This is a genomic window from Citrobacter sp. Cf116 (genome assembly GCF_030336505.1).
In the GTDB taxonomy this organism is placed as follows: Bacteria; Pseudomonadota; Gammaproteobacteria; order Enterobacterales; family Enterobacteriaceae; genus Citrobacter; species Citrobacter freundii.
The window spans coordinates 458,624-474,481 of record NZ_JAOWEQ010000040.1 but is presented as its reverse complement, the minus strand read 5'-3'; the positions used below and the strand labels follow the sequence as shown (position 1 = coordinate 474,481).

General features: G+C 50.9%; 18 protein-coding genes. 5 read left to right on the top strand and 13 right to left on the bottom strand.

Going from position 1 to position 15,858, the window contains the following annotated elements; genetic code table 11:
• Positions 1-20 precede the first annotated feature (20 nt).
• Positions 21-1,406 (bottom strand): anaerobic C4-dicarboxylate transporter DcuC, encoded by a 1,386-nt coding sequence (gene dcuC / locus OGV74_RS19030; RefSeq protein ID WP_003835592.1) that lies wholly within the window; start codon positions 1,404-1,406, stop codon positions 21-23.
• Positions 1,407-1,868: 462 nt separating this feature from the next.
• Here dcuC and pagP point away from each other — a divergent pair, with 462 nt between their 5' ends.
• Together pagP and cspE are read left to right on the top strand one after the other, a co-directional pair.
• Positions 1,869-2,432 (top strand): lipid IV(A) palmitoyltransferase PagP, encoded by a 564-nt coding sequence (gene pagP / locus OGV74_RS19025; protein ID WP_003835590.1) that lies wholly within the window; start codon positions 1,869-1,871, stop codon positions 2,430-2,432.
• A 189-nt stretch (positions 2,433-2,621) separates the two neighbouring features.
• Positions 2,622-2,831 (top strand): transcription antiterminator/RNA stability regulator CspE, encoded by a 210-nt coding sequence (gene cspE / locus OGV74_RS19020; RefSeq protein ID WP_000034825.1) that lies wholly within the window; start codon positions 2,622-2,624, stop codon positions 2,829-2,831.
• A 52-nt stretch (positions 2,832-2,883) separates the two neighbouring features.
• On the opposite strand, the gene crcB is transcribed toward cspE, so the two are convergent.
• Positions 2,884-3,267, bottom strand: a complete 384-nt coding sequence (gene crcB / locus OGV74_RS19015; RefSeq protein WP_003022693.1) for a fluoride efflux transporter CrcB — start codon at positions 3,265-3,267, stop codon at positions 2,884-2,886.
• 90 nt (positions 3,268-3,357) lie between these two features.
• On the opposite strand from crcB, the gene OGV74_RS19010 reads away from it, so the two are divergent.
• Positions 3,358-4,146, top strand: coding sequence for a deaminated glutathione amidase (locus OGV74_RS19010; RefSeq protein ID WP_003022696.1), 789 nt, complete (start codon positions 3,358-3,360; stop codon positions 4,144-4,146).
• 128 nt (positions 4,147-4,274) lie between these two features.
• Complete coding sequence (gene tatE, locus OGV74_RS19005; protein WP_003022699.1) at positions 4,275-4,478, top strand: twin-arginine translocase subunit TatE; 204 nt, start codon at positions 4,275-4,277, stop codon at positions 4,476-4,478.
• A gap of 98 nt (positions 4,479-4,576) precedes the next feature.
• Here tatE and lipA read toward each other — a convergent pair whose 3' ends face one another.
• The 10 genes from lipA to OGV74_RS18955 all read right to left on the bottom strand — a co-directional run bounded on the left by lipA (position 4,577) and on the right by OGV74_RS18955 (position 14,050).
• Entirely contained in the window at positions 4,577-5,542 is a 966-nt protein-coding gene (gene lipA, locus OGV74_RS19000) for a lipoyl synthase (RefSeq protein ID WP_003022702.1), read from the bottom strand.
• 206 nt (positions 5,543-5,748) lie between these two features.
• Positions 5,749-6,390, bottom strand: a complete 642-nt coding sequence (gene lipB, locus OGV74_RS18995; protein ID WP_003022703.1) for a lipoyl(octanoyl) transferase LipB — start codon at positions 6,388-6,390, stop codon at positions 5,749-5,751.
• Between the two features lie 114 nt (positions 6,391-6,504).
• On the bottom strand, positions 6,505-6,768 hold the full coding sequence (gene ybeD, locus OGV74_RS18990; protein ID WP_003022706.1) for a DUF493 family protein YbeD: 264 nt from the start codon (positions 6,766-6,768) through the stop codon (positions 6,505-6,507).
• 106 nt (positions 6,769-6,874) lie between these two features.
• Positions 6,875-8,086 (bottom strand): D-alanyl-D-alanine carboxypeptidase DacA, encoded by a 1,212-nt coding sequence (gene dacA, locus OGV74_RS18985; RefSeq protein ID WP_003022711.1) that lies wholly within the window; start codon positions 8,084-8,086, stop codon positions 6,875-6,877.
• Between the two features lie 142 nt (positions 8,087-8,228).
• Entirely contained in the window at positions 8,229-9,338 is a 1,110-nt protein-coding gene (gene rlpA, locus OGV74_RS18980; RefSeq protein ID WP_003022715.1) for an endolytic peptidoglycan transglycosylase RlpA, read from the bottom strand.
• Positions 9,339-9,348: 10 nt separating this feature from the next.
• Complete coding sequence (mrdB, locus tag OGV74_RS18975) at positions 9,349-10,461, bottom strand: peptidoglycan glycosyltransferase MrdB (protein WP_086503822.1); 1,113 nt, start codon at positions 10,459-10,461, stop codon at positions 9,349-9,351.
• Between the two features lie 2 nt (positions 10,462-10,463).
• Positions 10,464-12,365 (bottom strand): peptidoglycan DD-transpeptidase MrdA, encoded by a 1,902-nt coding sequence (mrdA, locus tag OGV74_RS18970; RefSeq protein ID WP_057063295.1) that lies wholly within the window; start codon positions 12,363-12,365, stop codon positions 10,464-10,466.
• Positions 12,366-12,395: 30 nt separating this feature from the next.
• Positions 12,396-12,863, bottom strand: coding sequence for a 23S rRNA (pseudouridine(1915)-N(3))-methyltransferase RlmH (gene rlmH / locus OGV74_RS18965; protein ID WP_003022725.1), 468 nt, complete (start codon positions 12,861-12,863; stop codon positions 12,396-12,398).
• A 3-nt stretch (positions 12,864-12,866) separates the two neighbouring features.
• The gene (gene rsfS, locus OGV74_RS18960; protein ID WP_003022728.1) at positions 12,867-13,184 is read right to left on the bottom strand and encodes a ribosome silencing factor; all 318 of its coding nucleotides are present in this window, start codon (positions 13,182-13,184) and stop codon (positions 12,867-12,869) included.
• A 254-nt stretch (positions 13,185-13,438) separates the two neighbouring features.
• The gene (locus OGV74_RS18955; RefSeq protein ID WP_032948805.1) at positions 13,439-14,050 is read right to left on the bottom strand and encodes an adenosylcobalamin/alpha-ribazole phosphatase; all 612 of its coding nucleotides are present in this window, start codon (positions 14,048-14,050) and stop codon (positions 13,439-13,441) included.
• Positions 14,051-14,146: 96 nt separating this feature from the next.
• On the opposite strand from OGV74_RS18955, the gene cobD reads away from it, so the two are divergent.
• Positions 14,147-15,241: a threonine-phosphate decarboxylase CobD gene (gene cobD / locus OGV74_RS18950; protein ID WP_003022735.1), complete on the top strand. Its 1,095-nt coding sequence runs from the start codon at positions 14,147-14,149 to the stop codon at positions 15,239-15,241.
• Here the strand turns inward: cobD and nadD are convergent.
• Positions 15,216-15,857, bottom strand: coding sequence for a nicotinate-nucleotide adenylyltransferase (gene nadD, locus OGV74_RS18945; RefSeq protein ID WP_003022738.1), 642 nt, complete (start codon positions 15,855-15,857; stop codon positions 15,216-15,218). The genes cobD and nadD overlap by 26 nt on opposite strands.
• Position 15,858 lies beyond the last annotated feature (1 nt).

Genomic DNA, 15,858 nt, shown 5'->3' with positions numbered 1-15,858 from the left:
GGCCTAAATTTCACTGAGTATCAGCCGCCAACGACGGCTGAAGAAGAACCTGGTACCATCACTTCAGTTGCGATAATCACCACCAGCAGTCCAACCAGAACCGGAACCGAAGTACGTTTCACCACTTCGAACGGAGAAATCTTTGCCATACCTGCTACAGCGACAACCACGCCGGAGACCGGGGAGATGGTGCGCCCAAGGTTTGACGCCTGCAGCATCGGGATAACAAGGTAAGCCGGGTTAATGCCGGAAGAATGCGCCAGCTTAGGGATCATCTCAACGAAGGCGTAGAACGGGGCGTTACCGGAACCCGTAGTCATTGCCGCCAACATAGTCAGGATCACCAGCACCATCATCAAGATAATGCTCGCTGAACCAAACGAGGTGGCGATAGAAATCAGACTCTGAATAAAGCCGATTGTGCTCAGACCCTGGGCAAAAACACCCGCAGCGACTAACAACATCACCACGTTAGCAAAGGCATCCGCCATGCCACGGTAAGCGACTTCCAGACCAGAGAAAACCTTTTGGGTGTTGAACCCACGTACGAACTCCAGAATAGCCGCGATGAGCATGCACAGAACCAGAATCGTAATGATGTGCAGCTGCGGGCCCCATTTACCATCAAAAATCAGGACGCCAACGATCGGGGTAAACGGCAGAATGGCGTAAAATGACGGGGCAGTCGTGGTGATTTCAGCCACATCTAACATTTCATGAGAAATGTTCTCTTTTTTATCCAGATAACGCTGCCAGAAAAAGTGGGCAATCGCCATAGCAATGATGGCGGCAATGGAAATTGGCAGCGTGGTTTTAAAGGCGAAATCGATCAGCGGCATTTCCGCAGCTTTTGCCGCCAGCACCACATCACCGGATGTTGGTGAAAGAATAATTGCAGCAGGGGAGGCACAAATAGCCGCTGCAGCGCCACGGCTGATTCCAACGTTAACCATGACCGGGAACAGTGTTGCCATCAGCAATACGCCCAGACCGGTTGCTGAAGAAACCGCCAGTGACATCAGGCAGGCGACAAAATAGGCGGCAATCATTAGCAGGTAAGGAGAGTTGATGTATTGCAGGGGCTTGGAGGCTAGCTTAACGACCATATCGTTCGCGCCAATATGGGTCATATAGGCGGCAAAACCACACAGCATCATGATCATCATGCCGAGATCGCCACCACGGCTCATCAGCAAAATTTTAATATATTCAACAATGTCTGTTGCCGTATAGCCCGTCGATGCCGCGCTGGATGGCAACACTTTATGCCCCATCAGCGCACTGATAATCAACAAAACCAGACCGCCAACAAACAGTACGCCTGTCGCGGAATAACCTTTAATGATGTAGCGCGCTACACCTACAATAACCACAACCCCAATAAGGAGTTCAATAAATGTCAACATCGTTTCCCCTGTCGCATTGCTGCCCAGAAAGTAAAAAAACTAAAAAAAGTAAAAAGTGGTGACAGAATGTGCCTAATAAACCGATAACTCTTGCTGATTAAAATCAATAAAAATACGGATTCAAGCGATGGCTTAGCCGTTTTTTCAGCATCGTGGTTAAAAAAAGAATCTCACAATAAAAAACTGTGAAGTGCAGCGCCGGTGTGTGTGTTTTGTGGTGATATTGATTCTTAATTGTTAATTTATTGTAATGTTATTTAACTTTTCTCGGAGTAAAGAACAATTTATTGGCAATAAAGAGAAAATAGTTCCTATGAAATGGCTCAATAAATTAAGGGCTAATTATCTTAAAAATTTCATGCTGAGGAATATTCTGATTTTTTAGCTGCGCATTTTTGTTAAGCTAACATTAAGGTTAGGTTTGCTACAATTAATAATAAATCCCAGGATGGTAATTAAGTTGTGATTGTCGCTAAACGATATTTTCTCATTTTTTCATTTCTTTTTATTCAGTTAGCTTTCATTCCCCAGGGCGCAGCTGAAGATAAAGGCTGGTTCGCTACTTTTAAAGACAACGTCAGTGAAACCTGGCAGCAGCCGGAACATTATGATTTGTATATACCGGCTATTACCTGGCATGCACGCTTTGCCTACGATAAAGAAAAAACGGATCGCTACAATGAACGCCCGTGGGGGGCAGGATTTGGTCAATCCCGTTGGGATGATAAAGGTAACTGGCACGGACTTTATATAATGGCCTTTAAGGATTCCTACAATAAATGGGAACCCATTGGTGGTTATGGCTGGGAAAAAACCTGGCGACCGCTGGCCGATGAAAATTTCCATACAGGTCTCGGTTTTACCGCCGGTTTTACCGCGCGTGATAACTGGAACTACATTCCGGTACCCGTGCTGTTACCGCTGGCATCGATAGGGTATGGTCCGGCAACGTTCCAGATGACCTACATTCCGGGAACGTACAACAACGGTAACGTCTACTTTGCGTGGATGCGTTTCCAGTTTTGATAGACTACCTGTATTGTTAGGTGGATTATTAAAAAGTCTTTTTAAAACAGTGTGATACCAACGTTAACTGAAAAATAACGCGACATTTATCACTTTTTGATAAAGTTCGACTGGACAAAGTGCACCACAATTGTTGTACTGATACCCGACACAGCATTTGTGTCTATTTTTCATGTAAAGGTAATTTTGATGTCTAAGATTAAAGGTAACGTTAAGTGGTTTAATGAGTCCAAAGGATTCGGTTTCATTACTCCGGAAGATGGCAGCAAAGACGTGTTCGTACACTTCTCTGCAATCCAGACCAATGGTTTTAAAACTCTGGCTGAAGGTCAGCGTGTAGAGTTCGAAATCACTAACGGTGCCAAAGGCCCTTCTGCTGCAAACGTAATCGCTCTGTAAGCATACGACAGCAAGCATTCAAAACCCGCTTAATTGCGGGTTTTTTTTCGCCTCAGTGTGCGGGAGAGGCCGAAACCAGCCAGAATGCCAGGGCGGTCATCGCAAATGATCCCAGCAGATTCGCCAGCACATTCAACATAGCCCAACCAAAGCGTCCTTCCTGTAGCAAAAACACCACCTCAGCCGAGAAAGTGGAAAATGTTGTTAGTCCCCCGCAAAAGCCAGTTGTAATCAGTACCTTCCACATTGGATCAATGTTTGTCATGCGATTAAACCATGCCAGACCCATACCAATGATAAATGCGCCAAGTAAGTTTGCTGCCAGCGTACCGAATGGAATGGCCTGGTGTAGCGGGTTAAACCTCATGCTCAACATCCATCTTGCTACACTACCTGTACCACCACCGATAAAAACCGCTAAAAGGAGTTGTAACACTGCGTAATCCTGCTATTTGATTGTATATAGGATGAGTGTAACGCTGAATAATCGTGGTTGGCGAGCCTAACAACGTTTTCTGGAGGGAATATGTTCGTTGCAGCAGGGCAATTTGCCGTGGGACCTTCATGGGAAAAAAATGCAGAAACCTGCGTTTTACTGATGTCTCAGGCTGCGGGAGAGGGGGCATCGTTACTGGTATTACCGGAAGCGCTTCTGGCCCGTGACGATCTGGACCCAGACCTGTCAGTGAAATCAGCTCAATTGCTGGAAGGTGGATTTTTGACGCGCTTGTTGCGAGAAAGCGCGCAAAACGAGATGACGACAATCCTGACGATTCATGTTCCCTCTGTGCCTGGACGGGCGTTTAACATGCTGGTGGCGCTACGGGCAGGTCAGGTTGTTGCCCATTACGCTAAATTACATCTCTACGACGCCTTTTCGATTCAGGAGTCACGAAATGTGGATGCAGGGGACGTCATAGCGCCGCTGCTGGACGTAGGCGGGTTAAAAGTAGGGTTAATGACCTGTTATGATCTGCGCTTCCCTGAGTTGGCGCTGGCGCAAGCATTGCAGGGAGCGGAAATTCTCGTATTACCCGCAGCCTGGGTACGGGGATCGCTTAAAGAGCATCACTGGTCTACGCTTTTGGCTGCAAGAGCGTTAGATGCAACGTGTTACCTGATTGCGGCGGGAGAGTGTGGTAATAAGAATATCGGCCAAAGCCGGGTCATCGACCCTTTTGGTGTGACCATTGCTGCTGCGGCGGAAACGCCTGCGCTAATTATGGCCGAGGTTTCTGCAGAGCGGGTAAGGCAGGTCAGAGCACAACTTCCGGTGTTAAGTAACCGACGTTTTGCGCCACCGCAATTATTATGACGTTTTTTTAAACAAGGCTTGATTCACCTTGTTACAGATTGCTATTGTGTGCGCGCGTCGAAAGGCCGTTAATATTCTCAGGTTAATATGGCGCTTTATGCAGCCTGGTTTAAGTGAAGAAGGTATCTATGGGTGAGATTAGTATTACCAAACTGCTGGTGGTTGCCGCACTGGTTGTTCTGCTGTTTGGTACCAAGAAGTTACGTACACTGGGTGGAGACCTGGGAACGGCAATCAAGGGCTTCAAGAAAGCAATGAACGACGATAATGCCGATGCTAAGAAAGATGCTGATGGTAGCGTTCAGGCTGAGAAGCTTTCTCATAAAGAGTAATGTCAGGAGCATGATGCTCATACTGCATACTCTGCATGAAAAAAAACCGGCAATTTGCCGGTTTTTTTATTGCTGATATGTAAGTGAGTATTACACGATTACTTCACTTCCAGCCCTTTGGCCTGCATGTCAGCATGGTATGAAGAGCGAACGAATGGACCGCAGGCTGCATGGGTAAAGCCCATGGCCATAGCTTCGGCTTTCATCTCATCGAACTCATCCGGGCTTACATAGCGTTGAACCGGCAGGTGGTGACGGCTTGGCTGTAAATACTGCCCCAGCGTCAGCATGGTCACGCCATGACTGCGCAGGTCACGCATGACCTCAATGATTTCTGCATTGGTTTCGCCCAGACCAACCATCAGACCTGATTTAGTCGGAATCTCCGGGTGCGCTTCCTTGAAACGTTCCAGAAGCTTCAGCGACCAGTTGTAGTCCGCCCCCGGACGTACATTGCGATAAATACGCGGTACGTTTTCGAGGTTGTGGTTAAACACGTCTGGCGGCGTGGCGGTGAGGATATCCAACGCGCGATCCATACGACCACGGAAGTCAGGCACCAGCGTTTCGATTTTAATCGACGGGCTTTTCTCACGAATAGCGGTGATACAGTCAGCAAAGTGCTGAGCGCCGCCGTCACGCAGATCGTCGCGGTCAACGGAGGTAATGACGACATAGCGCAGCGCCATGTCAGCAATCGTCTGAGCAAGTTTTAACGGCTCGTTAGCATCCGGAGCAACCGGACGGCCATGGGCAACGTCACAGAATGGGCAACGGCGGGTACAGATTGCGCCGAGGATCATAAAGGTTGCGGTTCCGTGATTGAAACATTCAGCCAGGTTAGGGCAGGAAGCTTCTTCGCAGACAGAGTGCAGGCCATTTTTGCGCATTGCCGCTTTGATGCCCTGGATGCGAGTGGAGTCCGCTGGCAGTTTTATTTTCATCCATTCCGGTTTACGCAGCAGGGCTTCACGCTCTGTTGCCACATTTTTTACCGGGATAAGAGCCATCTTATCGGCATCGCGGTATTTAACACCGCGTTCCATCACAATGGGTTTACTCATAGCTTGCGTGTTCCAGTTGCGAATTACGAAGGAAAGCGTTTCAATTCAAGGGAATGTTGCATTTATCAACTATTTTTGAATTAGTGATACGCAGTATATCATTGAAACGGGCCAGAAAGCAGCCTGACAGGCTGGCAAAATGTAAAATAGTTGTTGTTTTGTGCCATTTGCCACAACATTTGCCGTGGCAAAGTATGACCGTATTTTCAGTCTGCAACGTACTCGTGCGGTGGGTTACCCAACAGCGCTAATATGTTGGCCAGCAGGCGTGGGCGAACGCTCTCGGTCGTGGCTGCGCTATCCCACTGCGATACTTTCGCCATCTCCATTCCGGCGTAACCACAAGGATTGATACGCAGGAAAGGCGACAAATCCATATCCACGTTGAGCGCTAAGCCGTGAAACGAACATCCTCTACGAATACGTAATCCCAAAGAGCAGATTTTCTTCTCCCCGACGTATACGCCAGGCGCATCGGCTCGCGGGTGGGCATCAATGCCGATTTCCGCAAGTGTATTGACGACAGTTTGTTCCAGCAGCGTAACCAGTTCACGAACGCCAAGTTTGCGACGCTTCAGGTTCAACAGCACATACATGACCTGCTGGCCCGGCCCGTGGTAGGTCACCTGGCCGCCACGATCGCTCTGGATCACCGGAATATCGCCCGGCATCAGTACGTGCTCTGCTTTACCTGCCTGACCCTGGGTAAAAACAGGATAATGCTCTACCAGCCAGATTTCGTCATAACTGTTTTCATCGCGGGTATCGGTGAATTCATGCATGGCCAGAGAAACTGGCTCGTAAGGTTGAAGACCGAGCTGGCGGACCAGAATTTTATCCTGATACAAAACGGCATCTCCGTAGATACTCACATAGAGTAGAGAATATAAAAGAGGGGGAAAAGTATATCACAGGAGGGAGGGGTTACCCGAGCGGGGATGCAGCGGGTAACCAACAGGTTTTTACAGTACCATGCGTACGATATCGATATTGCCTAATTCTTCGTACAGCGTTTCAACCTGCTCAATGTGTGTAGCAGTAATAGTGATTGAGACCGAGTGGTAGTTGCCTTTGCTGCTCGGTTTTACCGTCGGAGAGTAATCACCTGGCGCATGGCGCTGTACCACTTCAACCACCTGATCAACCAGCTCAGGCAACGCCTGCCCCATTACTTTGTAAGTAAATGGAGTAGGGAATTCAAGCAGTTCGTTAAGTTTGGTTTTCATGTCAGCTCCGGCGTTACATCAATAAATAATAACTCCCACAGCGTGTGGGAGTTATCTGGATACCTAGTATATGGGGACGTAAATCACACTTTCAAGTGTTCGATTTTTAGCCAAACCAGTGATGGAACATTAATTTAATGTAATCAATGATTTTCCCAAAGAAGTTGCCTTCAGGGATTTCCTGCAGGACTACCAGCGGGCGCTGTTCGATGGTTTTGCCATCCAACTGGAAGTTGATGGTGCCGACAACCTGGTTTTTCTGCAGCGGTGCATGCAGTTCTGTGGTGTTCAGCACATAGCTTGCTTTCAGATCTTTCATGCGGCCGCGCGGAATAGTCAGGTAGACATCTTTATCTACGCCTAACGATGCACGATCGGTGTTACCAAACCAGGCCGGTTCTGAAGCAAACTCTTTACCGACTTTCAGTGGATTCACGGTTTCAAAGAAACGGAAGCCCCAGGTCAGCAGTTTTTTACTTTCGGTTTCGCGACCTTTATAGGTGCGGCCACCCATGACGGCAGAGATCAGACGCATCTGACCTTCGGTTGCGGATGCAACGAGGTTATAGCCAGCTTTGTCGGTATGACCGGTTTTGATACCGTCGACATTCAGGCTGTTATCCCACAGCAGGCCGTTACGGTTTAACTGACGAATACCGTTAAAGGTGAACTCTTTTTCTTTATAGATAGAGTATTCGTTAGGCACGTCACGAATCAGGGCCTGGCCAATCATCGCCATGTCGCGAGCCGAGCTGTACTGACCGTCAGCATCGAGACCATGAACGGTCTGGAAGTGGGTGTTTTTCAGGCCCAGCGCGTTCACATAGCTGTTCATCAGACCGACGAAAGCATCCTGGCTACCGGCTGCGAAGTCCGCCATTGCCACACACGCATCATTCCCGGATTGTAGGTTGATACCACGGATCAACTGGGAAACAGGAACCTGCATTCCAGGTTTCAGGAACATCAACGATGAACCTTTAAAGACCGGGTTACCTGTAGCCCAAGCGTCATTGCCGACAGTGACCAGATCGGTTTCTTTGAACTTGCCGGCTTTCATCGCCTGGCCGATGACGTAGCTGGTCATCATTTTGGTCAGACTGGCGGGGTCGCGGCGAGTGTCTGCGTTCTGTTCTGCCAGAACTTTGCCTGAATTGTAATCAATCAGGATATATGACTCCGCATCGATCTGCGGAACACCCGGGATCATGGTTTTAATATTCAGGTCATCGGCATGGGCAGCAGAGAGAGAAGCTGCGCAGAGAGCCGCGGTGAGCGCCATACGCTGCACGAAACGAGCGGAAAAAGTGGTCTTCATGGTCTGAACTACGACGTCCGTGATGAAATTAAAAAAAGTGCCCTACTATAGCAAATGCAAAACGGGCCGGCATCTGACTTTCCGCGTGACTTTGTTAATGTCATTTACAGAAACTGACAATTCAGATACCTGATTTACGTTATTACACGCCGGTGATGAAGGACTGTAATTGCGCCTCGGATTGAAGACGCTGCTGCAATGTGGAGGCTTCAGCTTTGCTGGCGAACGGCCCCATCTGGATACGCCAGACTGCGCCATTTTGTACCACCCGACCTGGGACGCCAAACTGCTGGCTTAAACGTTTTTGATACTGCTGCGCACGCGACTGCTCGCTGACTGCGCCAACCTGAACCACGTAACGTCCGTTGGCTACTGCCGCTGGAGCTGGTGCCGCGACGGCGGCTGGTGTTGCTGCTGGTGCGGTTGGTGTTGCCGGTGCGGTGATGGTCGGTTGCGGAGCCGGAGTCGGCTCGCTACCTTCCAGCACGCCTGCGGCGAGGGTGGTTGGCGCACCGAGGAATCCACCGCTGTTCACTGGCGCACCGGTTGGATCATCGCTTTTCAGCGTGGAATTGCTGATCGGACGAATATCGCCTTGCGGCTGACCCGCATCCGATGGCGAAGGCATACTTCCCATATTACCGCCACCGCTTAAATCAGGACGCGCGGGCAGGGCATAGGTTTGCTTTGCGACTGTCGTACACGCCATACCCGGACCGGACAATGAACCATCCTGGGCGACGATGATCGGGTCGATACGCACTTTGGTGTTGTTGGAGGTATTCAGACGGTCTGCTGCTGCACGTGAAAGTGAAATCACGCGATCGTTGCCATAAGGGCCGCGATCGTTTATGCGCACGACAATCATCCTGCCGTTTGCCAGGTTAGTTACTCTGGCATAGCTTGGGACTGGCAGCGTCGGATGCGCTGCGGTCAGTTGCATCGGGTCGAACGCTTCACCAGACGCGGTTAAGTTGCTTCCGGGTTCCGCATCATAGATAGCGGCAAGCCCTGCCTGGCTAAAGCGGGAAGGGTCCTGGACGATTTTGTAGCTCTTACCATCACGCTGATAGTCCTGATTCGCCGTTGGGTTCAGGGGTTCAAAGCGCGGATCGGCCCCGCTGATTTCAACAATCGGACCATTACACACCGCAGGCTGCGGCGCGACAGCACCCTGTTGCTGACCATCATCACTCGAACACGCCGCGAGCATTCCTGCTGCGATGCAGATACCAAGCCACTGCTTACGCATTGCGTACCCCTTACACGCTTTTCGACAACATTTTTCTATGGGTGTGGATCGACATAACAATCCCGAACCCGGCCATCAGCACGATAAGTGCCGAGCCTCCGTAACTGACCAGTGGGAGAGGAACGCCAACCACGGGCAGAATACCGCTCACCATACCAATATTTACGAAGACATAAACGAATAATATCAACATTAAACCACCTGCCATGACGCGACCAAAGGTGGTTTGCGCGTGGGCAGCGATCCATAATCCGCGCATAATCAGCAAAATGTACAGCGCAAGCAGAATTAAGATCCCTACCAGACCCAGCTCTTCTGCTAATACCGCGAAGATAAAGTCCGTGTGACGTTCGGGTAAAAATTCAAGCTGCGACTGCGTACCGTGCAGCCAGCCCTTGCCGCGTAGACCGCCGGAGCCAATAGCAATTTTAGACTGAATAATATGATATCCCGCACCCAGTGGATCGGTTTCGGGATCGAGCAACATCATGACGCGCTGACGCTGGTAATCATGCATCAGGAAGAACCACAGTATCGGGATAAACGCCGCAACCAGAACCACCGCAACACCGATTAAACGCCAGCTTAAACCAGAAAGGAACAGAACAAACAGACCGGAAAGGGCGACCAGTATTGAGGTACCGAGGTCAGGCTGAGCGGCCACCAGCAGGGTGGGCATAAATATCAGCACCAGTGCAATGGCGGTATTTTTTAGCGATGGCGGGCAAACATCACGGTTGATGAAGCGTGCGACCATCAGCGGCACGGCAATCTTGGCGATTTCGGAAGGCTGAAAACGCACAATACCCAAATCCAGCCAGCGCTGCGCCCCTTTGGATATCGCGCCGAAGGCATCTACCGCCACCAACAGGATGATGCAGAATATATAGAGATAGGGTGCCCAGCCTTCATAAACCCGGGGCGGGATTTGCGCCATCACCACCATGATGACCAGGCCCATTGCGATCTGGCCGACCTTGCGCTCCATCATGCCGATATCCTGGCCGCTGGCACTCCAGATGACCAGCGAGCTGTAAACCAGCAGCACCAGCAAAATAAGCAACATCGTGGGATCGATGTGGATTTTGTCCCAGAATGTTTTTTTATTCGGATTATCCGTCACGATTATTGGTCCTCCGCTGCTGCAACCGCGGGGTTTTCTGCAGGCAGATTGGTGTTGTTGTCGCCCAACATAATGTGGTCAAGGATCTGGCGCATAATGGTACCCACAGCCGGGCCCGCGCCACCGTTTTCAAGGATTATGGCGACAGCAACCTGGGGCTTATCATAGGGTGCGAAGGCCGTCATCAGCTTGTGGTCACGTAAGCGCTCGGCGATCTTGTGCGCGTTATAGGTTTCATTGGCTTTCAGGCCAAAGACCTGGGCAGTACCGGATTTCGCCGCAATTTTGTAAGGTGCGCCAGCGAAATACTTGTGCGCAGTACCGTTAGGACGGTTTGCTACACCGTACATACCGTCTTTTGCGATTTCCCAGTAACCGGAATGAATGTCACCAACGGGGGGTTCGTGTGGCTGTACCCACGGTACTTGCTTGCCGTTTTCTGCCGTACTCATCAGCAGATGCGGGACTTTTACCAAACCGTCGTTGATAAGGATCATCAGCGCTTTACTCATCTGGATAGGGGTTGCCGTCCAGTAACCCTGACCGATGCCGACCGGAATGGTATCACCCTGGTACCATGGTTTTTTAAACCGTTTTTGCTTCCACTCGCGAGTTGGCATGTTTCCCGCGCGCTCTTCGGCAAGATCGATGCCCGTATATTGGCCGTAGCCAAACTTGCTCATCCACTCTGAAAGTCGGTCTATCCCCATATCATAGGCGATTTGATAGAAAAACGTATCCGCCGACTCTTCCAGAGAACGGGTGATGTTCAGATGGCCGTGCCCCCATTTTTTCCAGTCACGGTAACGTTTTTCAGAGCCCGGTAATTGCCACCAACCTGGATCGAACAGACCAGTATTGCGGGTGATGACACCTGCACTTAATGCAGAAACTGCGACGTAAGGTTTAACTGTCGAAGCCGGTGGGTAAACACCCTGCGTGGCGCGGTTAACCAATGGGGTGTTCGGGTCATTGAGCAACCCAGAGTAATCTTTACTGGAGATACCATCGACAAACAGGTTCGGGTCGTAGCTCGGCATGGACACCAGCGCGAGAACGCCGCCGGTACGCGGGTCGGTAACCACCACGGCGGCGCGACTGCCTGCCAGCAGCGTTTCAATGTACTGCTGGAGTTTCAAATCGAGGGTGAGATAGATATCGTGCCCGGCCTGCGGCGCCACTTCTTTCAGCTGGCGAATGACGCGGCCGCGGTTGTTCACCTCAACCTCTTCATAACCGGTCTGGCCGTGAAGTACATCTTCGTAATAACGTTCAATACCCAGCTTGCCGATGTCGTGTGTCGCCGCGTAGTTAGCCAGTTTGCCGTCTTTGTCCAGGCGGTCTACGTCTTTATCGTTGATTTTTGATACATAGCCAATGACATGGGTCAGCGCAGAGCCGTAGGGGTAGTAGCGGCGTTTATAACCTTTAACTTCGACGCCAGGAAAGCGATATTGATTAACGGCAAAGCGTGCGACCTGAACTTCACTCAGGTTAGTTTTTACCGGAATGGATGTGAAACGGTGTGAACGGGCGCGCTCTTTTTTAAAAGCGGCAATGTCATCGTCCGTCAGGTCTACGACGTTACGCAGCGCGTCGAGGGTATCCTGAACGTTGTCGACCTTTTCTGGCATCATTTCTATCTGATAAATGGTGCGGTTAAGGGCGAGCGGAATTCCGTTTCGGTCATAAATGATGCCGCGACTGGGGGCGATAGGCACCAGTTTGATGCGGTTTTCGTTCGAGCGAGTCTGATAATCAGTAAAGCGAACGATTTGCAGATTATAAAGGTTGGCGATCAGCACGCCGGTGAGCAGCAAAATCCCCAAAAAAGCGACCAGCGCCCGGCGCACAAATAGCGCGGACTCAGCCGAATAGTCGCGAAAAGAATTCTGTAGTTTCATCCGCTGCTTAATCTACTCAAGAATCAATGATCACTCACGGTGATAAGGATGGTTGGTGGTAATGCTCCACGCCCTGTACAGACTCTCCGCAACCAGAACCCGAACAAGAGGGTGAGGAAGGGTTAACGCTGAGAGTGACCAGCTTTGTTCTGCTGCTGCTTTACAGGCAGGAGAAAGACCTTCCGGCCCACCAATCAACAAACTGACGTCACGACCGTCCAGTTTCCAGCGTTCCAGTTCGGTCGCCAACTGCGGCGTGTCCCAGGGTTTGCCCGGGATATCAAGGGTGACGATGCGGTTTTTGCCTGCGGCAGCCAGCATCTGTTCACCCTCTTTGTCGAGAATGCGTTTAATATCCGCGTTCTTGCCGCGTTTTCCTGCCGGGATTTCGATCAGCTCAAAGGGCATATCTTTCGGAAACCGACGGAGATACTCCGTAAAACCGGTTTGCACCCAGTCAGGCATTTTCGTACCAACAGCGACAAGTTGCAGCTTCACGCATTAACTCCAGAGTTTTTCCAGTTCATACAGGCGACGGCTTTCTTCCTGCATCACGTGGACAATCACATCACCGAGGTCAACGACGATCCAGTCTGCGACGTTCTCGCCTTCTACGCCGAGCGGCAGCAGACCAGCAGTGCGGGACTCCTGAACAACGTGATCTGCGATAGACATTACATGACGGCTGGACGTGCCAGTACAGATAATCATGCAATCAGTGATGCTGGATTTGCCCTGAACGTCTAAGGCGATGATGTCTTGACCTTTCAGGTCATCAATTTTGTCGATTACAAAATCCTGAAGTGCTTTACCCTGCAAGTGTTCCCCCTGGGTGAAAAGAGTTAAAAACGTCTGTTAGTATACCTGAACCAGAGGCGATATCGGGACAAATGTCTCCGAAAGCGCTTGTGAAGTGCGCTATCATCCCACCCCACGCCGCAGAATGCATCGCCATTTTTGTAAAACAATTTCTGCAAAGCTCTGAAGGGCGGGAAAAGTCAGGTTGCGGAGAATAACAGCCTGTCATGGGGTGTCAATGGGAGAGAAGCCCTTCGGCAGAAAAAACAGTGCTTTCACTCTCCGTCGTGCCATACAGCCCGGCTGTTAAGTACTTTCAGAACCGCAAAATCGTCGCAAAAATCAATCGCGCTCCAGCAACCTTGTTCGACGCGAAAATGCCACATTGCTGCTGCCGGCATGGACAACAAACGGGCGATCAACACGCTCAGTACACCCTGATGGCTCACCACCAGCAGGTTTTGGCACATTTTGTAATCATCGAGTTGAGCAATGAAGCGTTCCACGCGCAGGGAAAATGCCTGAAAACCTTCGCCATTAGTGGGCGTCGCGTTCTGCCAGTCGTTACACCACACGGCGTAGTTTTCGGCGTCTTCGCGCGCCAGATCGCGATGGTGGCGCATTTCCCAGTCGCCAAAAAACATCTCATTGAGCTCAGGCATGTTACGCACAGGAATCTCGCGATCGCCTAAGATCAACTGCGTTGTATGGCGGGCGCGCTCCAGCTCGCTGCACAGAACGTTGTCGACAGGCACATTGCGTAACAGCGTACTCAGCGTTTGCGCCTGAGCTATTCCCCGTTCTGTTAGTGGTGTGGGAGCGTGGCCGCTATATAAACCCGCGACGTTGGCTTCGGTTTCGCCATGACGTACCAACCAGAGTCTCATTTTTTCCTCTTGGGGTTATTCGCACAAAACATGATGTTTGCCCTGATTGCGCAGAGATTTTTCACTAAAATACCTTTTTTTACGTGGAGCGGCACGATGTCTTTATTGAAGAGCGCGCATGGTGGTAATACCCGAGAAGCCGCCGAACTGTTGGGCGTCTCGCCTGAGCAATTGCTGGATTTTAGCGCGAATATTAATCCGCTGGGTATGCCAGCAGGTTTAAAACGCGCAATTATCGATAATATGGACTGCGCGGAGCGTTACCCGGATGTCGATTACGCGCAACTGCATGCAGCGTTGGCGGAGCATCATCAGATTCCGGCCTCGTGGATCCTGGCCGGAAACGGTGAGACCGAGTCTATTTTTACCCTGGTAGATGGCCTGAAGCCACGTCACGCGATGATCGTGACGCCTGGGTTTGCTGAATATCGTCGGGCGCTGCAATGGGGAGACTGTACGATCCATGAGTTTGCGCTGCGCGAAGACGATGGCTGGCAGCTTACCGATGCGATCCTCGATGCGTTAACCTCAGAGCTGGACTGCCTGTTTCTCTGCACGCCCAACAACCCCACCGGGTTACTACCGGATAACCGCCTGCTACGTGAGATTGCCTCACGTTGTGAGCGGCTTGGGATCAATCTGATCCTTGATGAAGCGTTTATCGATTTTATTGCCGGGGAGCCGGGGTTTATTCCGCTACTTCGGGATAACCCGCATATTTGGGTGCTGCGCTCGCTCACTAAGTTCTATGCGATACCGGGGCTGCGTCTGGGGTATCTGGTCAACAGTAACGAGCAGGCCGTTGTACAAATGCGCAGCCGACAAATGCCGTGGTCAATTAATGCGTTTGCTGCTCTGGCTGGCGAGATTATTTTACGCGACAGCGCTTATCAGCAGGCGACGTGGAAATGGCTGGAACAAGAGGGAGCGCGGTTTGAGCAGCAGCTACAAAACCTGCCCGGCCTGACGGTGTATCCCGGCCAGGCAAATTATCGTTTATTACGCTGCGATCGCGCGGATATTGATTTGCAACGGATGTTGCTGGAACAGCATGTCTTGATTCGCAGTTGTGCCAATTACCCTGGGTTGGACGCGCGTTATTACCGAGTTGCTGTTCGCAGTCAGGAAGAAAATGACCGCCTGCTGGTGGCATTAAACAACACGCTTAGCGGTACAACCCCTGCTGATTAATATAGTCAAGCACTGCGCCTGGCATCAGGTCGTCGCACGGCTCGCCTTTTTCCAGTCGCTCGCGAATGAGCGTGGCGGAGATGTTGAACCACGGCGTTTCGGCCAGGTAGATTTTCCCGCAAGGCAGGTTGTGCAGGTCATCCGGCGAATGAGTCAGGTGATCTTCCAGCCATTGCTGGTGCTTTTCCTGCGTCATTTCGAGAGGATAACCTGGACGTCGGCATACGATGAGATGGGTATTATCCAGAATCGTGTGGTAGTCGTGCCAGGAAGGGAAGGTCAGCAGCGAATCCTGACCAATGATAAACGCTAACGGCACATTCGGGCCTTGTTCCTCGCGCCACTCTTTTAGCGTTTGCGCGGTGTAGGAGGCCGTGTCGCGTTTCAGTTCGCGTTCATCTAGGGAAAACAGCGGTTTATCAGCAATGGCCAGTTCAACCATGCGCTTACGTTGCTCACCGGACGCTTCAGGCTGCGCACGATGCGGCGGCACGTTATTGGGCATGATGATGACCCGGGAAAGACCAATCAGATTCGCCAGAATTTCAACCGGTTTAAGATGACCATAATGCACCGGATCAAAGGTGCCGCCGAACAGAGCCTGCAATGATTTCATA

Coding starts and splice junctions, on each gene's coding strand:
- dcuC (WP_003835592.1), bottom strand. CDS start 1,406: ATGTTGACATTTATTGAACTCCTTATTGGGGTTGTGGTTATTGTAGGT.
- cspE (WP_000034825.1), top strand. CDS start 2,622: ATGTCTAAGATTAAAGGTAACGTTAAGTGGTTTAATGAGTCCAAAGGA.
- OGV74_RS19010 (WP_003022696.1), top strand. CDS start 3,358: ATGTTCGTTGCAGCAGGGCAATTTGCCGTGGGACCTTCATGGGAAAAA.
- tatE (WP_003022699.1), top strand. CDS start 4,275: ATGGGTGAGATTAGTATTACCAAACTGCTGGTGGTTGCCGCACTGGTT.
- lipA (WP_003022702.1), bottom strand. CDS start 5,542: ATGAGTAAACCCATTGTGATGGAACGCGGTGTTAAATACCGCGATGCC.
- ybeD (WP_003022706.1), bottom strand. CDS start 6,768: ATGAAAACCAAACTTAACGAACTGCTTGAATTCCCTACTCCATTTACT.
- dacA (WP_003022711.1), bottom strand. CDS start 8,086: ATGAAGACCACTTTTTCCGCTCGTTTCGTGCAGCGTATGGCGCTCACC.
- rlpA (WP_003022715.1), bottom strand. CDS start 9,338: ATGCGTAAGCAGTGGCTTGGTATCTGCATCGCAGCAGGAATGCTCGCG.
- mrdA (WP_057063295.1), bottom strand. CDS start 12,365: ATGAAACTACAGAATTCTTTTCGCGACTATTCGGCTGAGTCCGCGCTA.
- OGV74_RS18955 (WP_032948805.1), bottom strand. CDS start 14,050: ATGAGACTCTGGTTGGTACGTCATGGCGAAACCGAAGCCAACGTCGCG.
- cobD (WP_003022735.1), top strand. CDS start 14,147: ATGTCTTTATTGAAGAGCGCGCATGGTGGTAATACCCGAGAAGCCGCC.
- nadD (WP_003022738.1), bottom strand. CDS start 15,857: ATGAAATCATTGCAGGCTCTGTTCGGCGGCACCTTTGATCCGGTGCAT.